This is a genomic window from Winogradskyella sp. 4-2091, assembly GCF_045765065.1.
In the GTDB taxonomy this organism is placed as follows: Bacteria; Bacteroidota; Bacteroidia; order Flavobacteriales; family Flavobacteriaceae; genus Winogradskyella.
On record NZ_JBJKOD010000002.1, the window covers coordinates 406,925 to 419,077 of the forward strand.

Below are 12,153 nucleotides of genomic sequence, written 5' to 3' on the forward strand. Positions count from 1 at the left end.
TTTCATGAAATTTAGTCTTTCTAGTATTAGTGTATTCTCAATTGTTTTATTGTTTTGTTCATGTACAACTGCCCAAACCCCTTATAAAACAAGTGATGGTAGTACTTTTGAAACAAAATCGTTTTATCCGAAATTTAGCTGGGAAACGACACCGATGTACTATATGTTTGGGGATCCAAAACGCGTTTTACATCCAGAAGAAGTTGAATTTATTGCGGAACGAACAGACTTTATTTGTATTGAAAAATCGCATGGTCATGGGGATTTAGGAGCTGCAGAATTAGGCGCAAAACATGAAGTCGCAGCATTTAAAAAGGCAAAACCAGATATGAAAGTGCTTTTTTATTTTAATTCAGCTTATGCTTGGCCTTTCACTTCTTACAATGAGAATTTTACGAAAGAAAACATTAATAATTACCCAGAACTAAAGGCCTTCTTAATAGAAAATCCTGAAACCAACGCCTTAGAAGAACGAAAAAACGTTTTTTATTTTGATGTTTTAAATCCAGATTTTCGGGAATGGTGGGTAAATACAGTCGCAGAAGCGGTTGAATTTTCTGGTGCTGATGGTGCGTTTATAGATCAAATGCATGGTTTTGCGTGGTTACGCCAAGATAAAGCACAAGACGTTCAAAAAGCCATGGGAACTATGATGAAAGCCCTTAAAGAAAAACTAAGGCCTGATAAAATACTATTAGGGAACAATGCAAATGCTAAATTGGCACGATATGTATTCCCGTCTATAGATGCCAATATGTTTGAACATTATGGTGATAAAATGTTAACCAAAGAAAAACTGCTTACTGATTGGGAAGACATGCTTAAAATTTCTAAAGCTGGAAAAATGTCAATATTTAGAATTGGTGTCGAGTACGATAGTGTAGCGATCGCCAATCCTTCTTATTATAAAGGCAAAAAGAGAAATGAACGTTATGCAAAACTCTCTAAAGAGAAATTAGAATATTATCACGCTTGTTATTTAATAGGCGCGCAGCCCTACTCTTATTTTCAATATGGTTGGGGTTGGCAATTGGCGCATGGCTCTTTAATGGAATATCCAGAATTGCAAAAACCATTAGGTGCTCCCAAAGGTGCATATCATAGAACCTCAGCAACAGGTTGGGAGTTTACGCGCGAATATGAACATGCTTCCGTTTGGGTGAATACGGAAACTAGACAAGCTAAGATCACTTGGCATTAAAAAGTCCTTAGATACCACAACATTATAGTTAAAAAAAAACTCAGCATGGTTAATCTATACTGAGCATTTAAGTTTAGGTCGTTTTACCGACGATATAAAATGAAGTAATTCCTTATTTTACTTGAACATCAAAGACTTTACTTTCGTAGTTTTTAACCGCTGTTACTTTTAGTGTTTTTCCCTTGCTCGTATTTACAATTTTATATAATTCTCTAACGCCTGGAACATCTACACCGTTTACTTTCTGAATAACCCAACCTTTGGTTAGGCCAGCATTTGTCCACATACGACCTCTTTTCTTAATTAATTTAATATAACAACCATAATTATAACCTCCATTGGCATCAATTAAATCTGGGTCTTCTCCAATATTTATCATCGTGGCTCCATAGACGTCTTTTTGCAGCGCACCTCTTTCTTGTTCAATTTCCCCTTCAAATTTCCCTGCAAGTAAAGTACTTAACCAGCTTGGGTAGGTTACTTGGTCTACTTTTGTAAATGTAGCTTCCGTTGTAAATCCAGAGGCAAGTCCTTCATCAGTAAACGTTATCGCTTTTACAGTAGTGGTTTTAGTTACTGTAAAAGGTGCTGTATATGGTATCGATTTTAAGGTAGGTTCAGAACCATCTGTAGTATAAAATATTTCCGCTTTATGTCCTGCTTCAACATCCGCTTTTAAAGTGACAGTTTTCGATGTTTCAAAATCTGCTCCAAATGGTAAAATACGTGTCATTTCATGACCAAATTTATCCATAGGAAAGTTTTTAAATCCTTGTTTTAATACTGGTGAATCTTCTTTCACTTGATAATTTCCATTTAAAGGATCTACAAAATGAGGGTTTCCTATATAAGAATCTACATCGTATCCCTGTGCTTTCCATAATGTGATATCAAAGGTTTCTGCTAAATCAAAATTGACTGGATAGTTCACGTTCCAATAAGAATTATGATTATAATTTTTACTCCATTCTTGATCATCAGGTAACTTTACAGTACGTATAAAATTTCTTGTAGGTGCTTTTTTTCCTGGCACTGTTCCTGCAATCACAAAAATATTTTTATAGATTTCATCTTCTGAATCTTTTGGCCATGCATGCCAACCAGAAGGAACAGCGCTTACGGTAATATTATTAAAGACTTTACGTGCCATACCATCTCTTAATTTAATAGAAGAGCCTAGACTAAGATTGTTGTAAATTTCAAAATAACTAGAACCATCATCAAGGTCAATCGTCCAGTTACCTGCACTTATAGATTTACGATAATTAGCAATACGATTATTTCTTATAATAGTATTGTCAATGGCATCTAATCGGGTTAGCTTAGTATCAAAATTCCCTGTTTTTCCTGGCCTTGTTTTCCATTGTCTTTCACGACCCCAAGAATTAAAAGGTCCGTGCTCTCCAGTTTCCCTTACTGTTTCCCAAATATCATTATGTTCAATAATATGTCCGCCCCAAGTACCATCATTAATGCAAATTCCAGCACGCGGACAGTTGTAAATGGTATTGTGTGCAGCTGTTATTTTATGACTCATAGCAATAAAGACACCTGCAGTTTACTTTCCAACAGTACCAATATCATGCATTATGTTATTTTCTGCAACACAATTCTTAGGATAGTCAGGTGTTTTAGGACCTGGTTTTAAGTCCATATTCTTACTCATTTCTATCCAATTTTTATCGTCTAAATCAACATCATCCCATGTTAGATAGTTTCTTACGGCTGAGGGTGATCCAACAAAACAAATAGCACTTTCTCCTGTGTGCACAAATCTAGATCTTACGACTTTGTTATCACGATTATAAGCACTCATAAAAACAGCGTTTCCTCCTAAATATTCAAAATTACAATCTGAGATTTTACAGTTTTCGGTACCCTCTAAATAGATAGCACCTCCTCTGTGAATAGCCCAATCTCCACGAGCTACAGGTTCATACATGTTCATAAAGGTGTACCTAGATTGTGTAAAAGTGAAACCTTTTATCTGAATGTTTTTGACAGGAGCATTCGTATCACCTTTTATTTGAATCAAATCTTTTAGAATAGGAATTTCTATATTGGCTGTTGCTAAATCTTCTCCTTTAAAAGGATAATAATAAAGCGTATTGGTTTTGTTATTAAAAAACCATTCTCCAGCAACATCTAACTCTTCAAATATGTTTTCTACAAAATAAGCTGATGAATGCTTGCCTTTACCACCAATGCCATAATCTCTCTGCATTTGAAAACCGCCTTCGCCAAGGTGTATCTTTTGTGATTTCCTATCAATGCTTTTTATTCTATACTGCATATTTCCCCAGTTATGACTTTGGAATGCATGTACAATACCGGTTTCTGGGTTTGCCCACTCTTTATTTGAAAAAGTTTTAGCATCATATCCAAACCATTTGTCTAATCGTAAATTTGAACCACCTTTTACATGAGCATACCCTTTTCCATCACGTAAAGGATTGTCATAATCATAATTAGGAAAACGTGCTCTTATCTGTCTATCATTATTGATGAATAATTGATCTACAGATAGTCCTTGAGGTAATTGAGTTTGGTAAATACCATTTTTGTATGCGGTCCATTTTAAACCTTCTATTTTTTTAGACCCTTTGATACTTACTTTAGAATTAGGTAAGGCAGAAAATACAACCGGATGTTTAGCTGTTCCGCTATAAGCACTACTTAACTGAATCGTTTGGCTAAGATAATAGTCACCTGTTTCAAACCATACTGTTACAGCTTCTTTACCTGCGTATTTTTCAACTTCTTTTAGTGCTTTTTCAAAACTTAGGTAGGGACTAGCCTTTGTCCCTTTATTTTTATCATCACCATGAGTAGAAACATAAATTTCTTTAGCCATAGAATAACTCTGAAATAACAGAACAGTTATGAGAGTTAATACGCAGTTCTTTTTATTCATAATTTTGCTATTTAAGTCAAAAAAATCAGTTACTCAAATATAAATGCTGCTCTAAATTTATACTTGCTTTAATTAGTCCAATTTTTGCTATAATCTATAGTATTTGATTTAAAAAACACAGGATTCATAATTCTAGGTACAATATGAATGATATAAGTATAAATTTATAAAACATACTTGTTTTATAAATCCGAAGTAATTCCATTAAAGTGAAAAAATCATGACCTTTGCAACAGTTCTTAATTTCGAAAAGGATATACTAATGTAGTATTTAACTCAATTATGATAAAACCAATTAAATTTTCAAAAGAACTTCTCCTTAAGTAAGAAAAATAGATATTGCATAAACTAGCAATTGGATTTATAAAATCTCTTTTCTTCGAATTTTAACTCGCATAGTTCCTTCAATAGGTTTTTCAGAAACCAGTATTAAATAGCCTCCTCCACCTGCTCCAGCTAATTTCCACGCAAGTGCTTTGTCTTTATATTTAGAAATCTCTGCATCTATTCTTGAGTTGACCATTGCAGGAAACATTTTGGTTTGAGCATTAAATGATTTTAGAAATCCATTTGCAAATTTTTGCAAATCTTTATTTTTAATAGCCTCCCAAACAATATCAGATGAAGCAGCAAGTGATTTTACATTTTCTGTATTAATATTCGTGTCTTCTAGAAGTTCTAATCCTTGTTCTCTTGGCCAAAGTAGTACCATATGAAGACGTTCTTCTAACCAAGAAAGGGTAGTTTCAGAATGAATAGACTCAAATTTTGTTGGCCAATAAGCGTTGTCGTAATAATGTCTCACTAATCCTGGCATGCATATTCCTATAGCATCTTGTGCTCCAGAAATTAAAGTTGAACCAGGTGTATTTTCAAATTTAAAAAGTATTTCAGCTAATTTTTCTGGCTTATCAAAAGGCAAATAATGCGGCCATATTTTTTTAGCAGCATTTCTAGTTGAGGTAGACATGCCACAACGTTCGTTATACTCAATAATAGGTTCTAAAGATAATGTTATTGCCCATCCAGGATGATATTTTGATACATAAGGTTGATCTATCCATGTGCCTGCTAAGTCTATTCTATAGGGTAATGAGCAATTTCCGGTTGTTCTAATAGCAGTCGTTGAGCGCGGCGGAAGATCTGTATCTGGAACACGTTTTAATATTTTTAATTCAATGCCTAAGGAATTACAAAACTCTTCTTTCATAGCAGAAAAACCATCTTCGTTAACTACAAAAAGGTCTGGGTTTAATTTTTCTAGTTCTGTTTTGAAATCTAAAATTCCCGAACCTGTATTCACGAAAACTTCTTTGACATACTTTATAGAGTCAATCATATAAACTCTTTCTTGTTCTGAAGTAATTGTTTTACGCCCTTTTAATTTTTCTATTGTTGCATCAGAACCAATTCCAACATATAAATCACCATAAGTAGCAGCTTCTTTAAAAAACGCGACATGTCCGCTATGTAACATATCAAAACAACCCGAAACAAATACCTTTTTTTTCATCCTTAAAACCTATTATGTTAGAAAATGCTAGGCTAAATATACCTAACTCTATTACAGTCCAAATTTCATGTATTTTTCTCTAAAATAAGATTAATCAATTAAAAAAAAGTTAGCCTAATTTATAAAACAGTTTAACATATGATATACTTGGCTAAATTATTGCATATCACTATAAAAGTATGTGCCATATTTTAGTACAATGCAGAATTACAGATAATAATTGAAGGATTAGAGAAGCACTTTCAAGTGTTTATAAAATATATTTGTTATTCAACTTTATATAATGGTAATTTATTAGATCCTATTCGTAACTATGTTTAAATTAAAACTTAAATCACATGTCTTATGTTTGTTAATTCTTGTGTCGAGCACTTTATTTGCACAAAATAAACAAGTTGATTTTAAGGTCAATTTCGAGTCCTTTTTATCTAAACATGATATGCTTTGGGATATTATGCCAGACAAATGGCAAACTGCACCCTATTCTGGAAATGGAAATGTTGGTTTTTTGTTTTATCAAGGATCAGAGGAAGCAGACAATGTGATTTCACTACATATTGGAAGACATGATTATTACGATCATAGAGAAGCCGAAACAAAAGCTGAAGAAATGCTTTGGATCAAACGCAGTAGATTACCATTGGGTCATTTTAAACTAACATCTAAAGGAAAAATTACAGGTGTTGACATGCGTTTGGATTTATGGAACGCCGAACTTAAAGGAACCATAACGACCAATCAAGGGTCTTATAACATTAAAGGGTTTACACACAGCACTAACGATATTATTTATTTTGAAACGGATGCCAAAAACGAAACTGTAGAAATCACATGGCATGCCGAAGCCCCTATTCCACCAGTTTACGAAGTTCTAAAAAAAGGTGGTGGTCCAAAAGGTGGTACTTGGGATAAAATGAGAGCGGCGAATTTAGAAATGGCGCCAAAACCAGAATTCAGTAAAAAAAATGGTTACAATTTCTGCTATCAAGCCTTATTTGATAATAGAGGAGAAACCACTACAGGTTATAAGATAACTGGTAATGCTTCTAAAAAACAACAGTTAATAGCAAGTGTGCATCATACCTTCCCAGAACATAATTCATTAGACATAGTTGTTAAAAATTTAGAAACTGCTGATCATCTTATTAAAGAAAACAATTTTATATCCACACATCAACAATGGTGGCACCAGTATTATCCGTTAAGTTTTATAAGCATCAACGATGCCGAAAAGGAATCCTTTTACTGGATACAAATGTATAAATTAGGCTCTGCCTCTCGTGGTAACGGACCAATTTTAGATTTAATGGGACCTTGGTATAACAGAACATTTTGGCCAATGGTTTGGGGAGATTTAAATGTGCAACTCATCTATTGGACGCATTTAACAACTAATAGAATGTCTATTGGTGAATCTTTACCCAACAATATTGACAAGTACACAGAAAACTTAGAAAACAATGTGCCTAAACATTGGAAAAACAGTGCGGCCGTTGCGGCTTTAATGCCTCAAGATTTAATTGCTTTCAATGGTGGGAAAGTTCCAGATATGTTGGCGTGGATTTTAAATGATTATTGGCTGCATTGTCAATTTGCAGGTGATGATGAGCGTATGCGCGATAAGTTATTTCCAATTTTAAAAAAGACCGTAAATAGTTATTTAAACTATATTAAAGATAATCCTGTTGAAGCTGAAGATGGCAAAATTCATATTAAATACAGTTGGTCGCCAGAATACAAACCAGGACGTGGTCAGGATATCAACTTTACCTTGGCTTTAATTCGTTGGAGTTGTCAAACCCTTATTGACATTGACAATCAACATCACATAAACGATCCGCTTAAAAAAGAATGGCAACATTTGCTAGATAATTTAGTGGAGTTTCAGATTGATGAGAATGGACTTATGGTTGGAAAAGATAGACCTTTTGCGAATCCTCATCGTCATTATTCACATTTACTCGCTTTTTATCCATTAATGGTAATTACACCAGAAAAGGAAGAAAACAAAAAATTATTACGCACCTCATTAGACCACTGGTTAGATGTTACATTTAATAGTGGTAAAAAGATTAAAGCCATGCCAGTAACCGGTTATACGGCTACAGGAGCGTCTTCTATGTATGCCAATTTAGGCGATGCCGAAAAGGCCTATTATTATCTCGATTTCTTAATTAAGCACAAGAATATTTCATCCACCACCATGTATTCTGAAGGAAAAATAAATCCGGTAATTGAAAGTCCTTTGTCTTTTGCCACAAGCTTACACGATATGATGCTGCAAAGTTGGGGCGAAAAAATTCGTGTTTTTCCAGCTAGTCCTAAAAAATGGAAAGATGTAGCCTTTCACGATTTTAGAACGCAAGGTGCCTTTTTAGTAAGTGCTAAAAAAATAGAAGGCGAAACGGAATTTGTGTCGGTTAAAAGTTTAAAAGGCAACATATGTACTGTTCAAGTTGATTTCGAGAATCCAAAATTTTATAAAAATGGAAAATCAATTTCAGTGGAGGAATCTTCAGAAGGCTTTTATACAATCGATTTAAAAACCGATGAAACGGTTATTATTACTTCAAAATCCTTAAAAGAAACTGATTTAACTATTGAAGAATTACCAAAATCGGAAGCTGAACAGAACCTTTTCGGTTATGGAAAGAAAACAAAACGTCTACCAGGTCATAACTATTACAGTTCTTATTAATTTATTATGAAACGAGCATGCTAAAAATATCATTACCCAACAGAATGATTAATAGCGAACAGCATGTGACCGCTAAAAAACAATAAATATAATCACATGAAACCCTTTTTATACAGCCTCTTTATACTCTCGTCATTCTTCTCATGCACAGCGCAAGAACAACCTAAGAAACCAAATATTATTTTCGTGTTTTCAGACGATCAACGCTTCAATTCGTTAAGCATGACAGGCGATCCGATAACGGAAACCCCAAACATTGATCAGCTTGCAAATGAAGGCGTCTTTTTTAATAACGCTTATATTACTAGCCCTATTTGCGGACCTAGTAGAGCAAATATTTTTACGGGCCAATGGGAACGTAGAAATAAAATCGGCTTTAATTATATATCTAAAAATATCATTACGGAAGACACCTATAAAAAAAGCTGGCAAGTGCTTTTGAGGGAAGCAGGCTATTCTACTGCATTTATTGGTAAGAGTCACACTAAAATTGGTGATAAACACAATACACCATTAAACGAAAACACGGATTTTGCTTATTATGGCAATGGTCATTTAGGATTTTATCCTGCAAAACGCCATAAGCAATTTTCAAACCTTAAAAATGAAACGCAAATTGAAGGTATGCTCGAGGCCACTAAAGCCTACTTATCACAAGATGATACTTACGATTATTTTTATGAAAATGCACAACCTTCCATAAAAAAACAACTGAACAAAAGAGATCCCAACAAACCTTTTTCGGCTTGGATTAATTTAAATCTTCCACATGCGTCTAGTATTGGTGGAATGGGCACGCAGCCAAACGATCCGGAATATTACAAATCAAAATACGAGGATGTAAAACATAATATTGAACTGCCTGAAGGTTATCCGCAAGACATTAGTTTACCTGATAATGTTTATGCCACAAAGGATTTAATGAAATATTATGTTACCTCAAAAAAAGGGAAATTATTAAATGAAAAGCTCAAAATGGATCGTGCGGTCTATGCTATTGACTTAATGCTTGGGGAATTACGCAAATTCTTAAAGGAAATCGGTGAAGCAGAAAACACTATTATCGTGTTCTGTTCAGACAATGGTTTATTCTTAGGCGAACACGGCCTAGGCGGAAAAACCATTTTATATGATGAATCTGTGCATGTGCCTATGATTGTGTATTCGCCATTTTTCAAGGACAAAACCAAAGGAAAAGTTATTGAAGACTTGGTGGTTGGGCAAGATATTCCTGCCACTATTTTAGAGCTATGCGGTATGGAAACACCTGTATCCTACCAAGGCAAAAGTGTACTGCCTTTAATACATAATGAGCCTATAGACTGGCGAGAAGATATCTTCTTAGAAAACCTATTTACAGACCAAGGCTACCCTAGACAAGAAGCGGTGAGAAGTAAACAGTTTAAATATATTCGTTCGTTTAGTAAGGATAATGATCGCTCTAAATATGTTCCTAATCAGACCGTAGAAACTAATGAAAAACCAATTTATGAGGAACTATATGATATTATCAACGACCCTAAAGAACAAAACAATTTAGTTGGAAACAAAGACTATCTAGAAATTTTAAACCAATACAGAAACCGATGTAAAACATTAGTGTCGGAACTCAACTAATTTAAATTACCATCTAAACAATCGTGTAAAAAGATTTTGCTTTTGCAAGAGAGGATATATATTTCATTTCTATAATTTGAAATCCACTAAAGTTCAAAACACTAGCTTAGTACGCTATTTAACAACTAAACGTACTTATGCATAAAAAGAGCAAGCATTTGATAGAATAAAGAACCGTTTTTTCGCATAAGTATAAGATATTTGAATACATATTAATACTAATTTAAACGTTATGAAAACTATCAAGTATATTTCAGCTATTCTCTTATTGTTTAGCCTATCCTGTTCATCTGATCTAGATTATGACCCAGTTGTGATTCCCGAATCAGTGACATTTGGTATGAACGAATTTGGTACAGTAGATTTCAAAACCGTTGAAGGTATAGAAATAGGAGTAGACACATCTGTAGAATTAGAGGCATTACATGGAGAACCAGAAGAAATAACTCAAGAGGCAGATGGTTTAGTTAGATGGCAATATTTATCTGAAGGCATAGGATTTGGTGTAAACACAACAACAGATATTATTGATAAAATATATTTATATTCTGACTTATACGAAGGTTATACTATTAATTATCCGCGTGCACTTGAAGAAGATTTGCAATTTGAATTTGGAACATTAAAAGCAAAACATCCTCCCCTTAGAATTGATGATGCTAATGGCAATGACTGGCCTTACACAGCAGAGACGCTTATAGAAGCAACTGATGGTCAAGTAAACGGTGTGTATTCTTTCAACTTTGATAACATTGGCAGGTTCATCTTTATTTCTGACAGTATCGATAATACTGAAGGATTTGTAGTACAAATCATTCTAGAGTCTGAGGATTATGGTAGTGGTGTTGGTAATGATAATCCAAGTATATTATTTGATGACGCTGGTGAAAATAGTCAAACCTTTAATGTAGGACAAGAAGATGAAGATGATCTTAATCAAGATATAATTACCATAGGTGGTACAGGTGTACTTGTAGAAAATAATAATTTCATCGGTGTTTCTACTATAGATGCTAGTGATGATGGTGCCACTGCCGTTTTCACTTTTGACTTAACTACAAATGCAACTTCTGCATTTGATGCTACTTTAAATTTAGAATTAGCAAAAAGAGCAAAAGGTAGTGTTACCGGAACAGTTTCTGTGACAGGTTATCCAGACACACCTTTTTCTTATGCGGCTACATCAACAGAAAATGGTGGTAGTGCACCAGCTCTCGATTTTGAATTTGCATCGATGCTTTCACTTGTTTCAGGCACACCACTAACTGTTACTATTACTCTAGATGAGATGCTAACAGAAGGTAATACAACAAATCCTATTTTTAGGTTATCAAAAGTAACTGTTGAAAAAGAAGGAGATACTAATCCTCCTGCACAAGGCACTTGGCTTGATGTGGATAATTCAATTACAAACATAACATTATCAACAACTTGTACTGACTGTTCTGTATCAACAGTGACAAATCCAGATACAGCAGATACAGAGGCTACGAATGTTACAAATTGGACTATAGGTTCTACTTCTGGAAGTGGAAATAAAAGCCTTAGTTTTGATTTCAACGAAGGAGAAGGTGTTGCTCTTACTGACTATCCTAATTTAATAGTAACCGTACGTATGTATTGGCCGAATTTTAATGACATCAGTAATTTTGATAGTAATGAACGTGTTAGATTTTACTTAGGTGATGGAACAGCTTCACAACAAATACAAGGTAATTTTGTTGAATCAAACGAAAGTGAATGGCATACTATGGTATTCGATTTTACGGGATCACCATCAGGTGCTGCCCTAACTTCTGATATCATTAGTGGAGAAATTAGATTAATAGGAAATAACTTTACAAATTTAGATAATGGTCTTGAATTTTATATAGATACAATTACTTATGAAATAAATTAAGTGTCATTAAAATAATTAGACAACATGATAATAGAAAGTCCTTAGTTAAAAATTTAACTTAGGACTTTTTTTTGGTTTAAAACAAATAACCTTACACATTACAATTACAAACTTTATATTATGTTGATAAAAGACATAATTAAGAATTAATTATTTAAGGTAACCGTGTAAAATATCTGTAACAGAAAGATAAGTTCTTTTAGTTAATTCAAATGATGCTTTAGAGCAATTATTTGACTATTTTAAGAAACGAGATTCCCTGTTCAAGATATATCTTTGATTTAATAATCAGAAGCTAACTTAATTAATA

7 protein-coding genes are annotated in these 12,153 nt (G+C 33.8%); 4 read left to right on the forward strand and 3 right to left on the reverse strand.

The window, feature by feature from the left end; all coding sequences use genetic code 11:
• Positions 1-4: 4 nt before the first annotated feature.
• Positions 5-1,201, forward strand: a complete 1,197-nt coding sequence (locus tag ACJBCC_RS04100; protein WP_407556457.1) for a putative glycoside hydrolase — start codon at positions 5-7, stop codon at positions 1,199-1,201.
• Positions 1,202-1,313: 112 nt separating this feature from the next.
• On the opposite strand, the gene ACJBCC_RS04105 is transcribed toward ACJBCC_RS04100, so the two are convergent.
• The 3 genes from ACJBCC_RS04105 to ACJBCC_RS04115 form a co-directional block, all read right to left on the reverse strand.
• Positions 1,314-2,738, reverse strand: a complete 1,425-nt coding sequence (locus tag ACJBCC_RS04105; RefSeq protein WP_299098245.1) for a chitobiase/beta-hexosaminidase C-terminal domain-containing protein — start codon at positions 2,736-2,738, stop codon at positions 1,314-1,316.
• Positions 2,739-2,759: 21 nt separating this feature from the next.
• Complete coding sequence (locus ACJBCC_RS04110; RefSeq protein ID WP_407556458.1) at positions 2,760-4,115, reverse strand: hypothetical protein; 1,356 nt, start codon at positions 4,113-4,115, stop codon at positions 2,760-2,762.
• 361 nt (positions 4,116-4,476) lie between these two features.
• Positions 4,477-5,628 carry an adenylyltransferase/cytidyltransferase family protein gene (locus ACJBCC_RS04115; protein WP_407556459.1) on the reverse strand — a complete coding sequence of 384 codons (1,152 nt, stop codon included), beginning with the start codon at positions 5,626-5,628 and terminating at the stop codon, positions 4,477-4,479.
• A gap of 439 nt (positions 5,629-6,067) precedes the next feature.
• Between ACJBCC_RS04115 and ACJBCC_RS04120 the strand changes: the two genes are divergently transcribed.
• From ACJBCC_RS04120 to ACJBCC_RS04130, 3 genes are all read left to right on the forward strand, one after another.
• Positions 6,068-8,326, forward strand: coding sequence for a glycosyl hydrolase family 95 catalytic domain-containing protein (locus ACJBCC_RS04120; protein ID WP_407556460.1), 2,259 nt, complete (start codon positions 6,068-6,070; stop codon positions 8,324-8,326).
• 96 nt (positions 8,327-8,422) lie between these two features.
• Positions 8,423-9,943 (forward strand): sulfatase-like hydrolase/transferase, encoded by a 1,521-nt coding sequence (locus ACJBCC_RS04125; protein ID WP_407556461.1) that lies wholly within the window; start codon positions 8,423-8,425, stop codon positions 9,941-9,943.
• Positions 9,944-10,175: 232 nt separating this feature from the next.
• Entirely contained in the window at positions 10,176-11,843 is a 1,668-nt protein-coding gene (locus tag ACJBCC_RS04130) for a hypothetical protein (RefSeq protein ID WP_407556462.1), read from the forward strand.
• Positions 11,844-12,153: the final 310 nt, after the last annotated feature.